Origin of the sequence: Brevibacterium gallinarum, assembly GCF_014836885.1 — a bacterium.
Lineage (GTDB): Bacteria > Actinomycetota > Actinomycetes > Actinomycetales > Brevibacteriaceae > Brevibacterium > Brevibacterium gallinarum.
On sequence record NZ_JACSPY010000039.1, the window covers coordinates 1 to 723 of the forward strand.

The following is a 723-nucleotide window of genomic DNA, read 5'->3' on the forward strand; positions in this document are numbered from 1 at the left end:
ACGTTGATGGGTGTGGTGGGTTTGCGGGGGTCAGCAGCCCCGCCGGAGGTGTACCAGTACTGCTTCTGCCCGGTCTTGACGTTGAAATCGACCCAGCTCTTCGGGAACGACCCCCAGCCGTCTTTCTTCTTATCCTGATCCGACTGCCCCGAATCGACTCCGGCATAGTCCGGGGTGACGGTGAAGCCCTTCTCCGTCAGATCAACCCGGCTGTTGGACAGATCAGCGATGACACCCTTCTGCGGGGTCAGTTTCTCCCACTTCTCCAGGTCATCCATATCGGCGCCGTACCCGGAGAATGTGCCGGTGATCTTTCCCTTGCCGTTGGTGACCTCCAGCTTCGGGTCACTGACCGACCAATAGGTGAACCCGGAGTAGAACACGATCGTGAACGAGCCCTTCCACTCGATCGTGCCGGTATCCGTTTCAGTGTCGACTGTGCCGGTGCCACCGGAGATCTGGACGAAGTTATCTGAGGACGTCCCCCGCGTATCGACCTTCGCACCGTCTGCTGTCTGGCACTTGTTCTCCCAGGTGATCGGCTGCGTCTTACCGCCACCGGCCGGCCGGAGGATCTTGACATTCCCATCGGCGGGCTTGAACAGCTTCTCATCCTTTGGCCATACCGCAGCCTTCCCAGCATCACCAGAGACACCAGCTGAGAGGAAGTTGCACGACCCCGGATAGTACGCACCCGACCCGGCCTCCTTATTCACCCCCCAC

General features: G+C 60.0%; 1 protein-coding gene. It reads right to left on the minus strand.

Annotation, left to right across the window (positions count from 1 at the left end; all coding sequences use genetic code 11):
• A partial coding sequence (locus tag H9634_RS14380) for an HtaA domain-containing protein (protein ID WP_191727487.1) occupies window positions 1-723 on the minus strand: 723 nt, incomplete at both ends.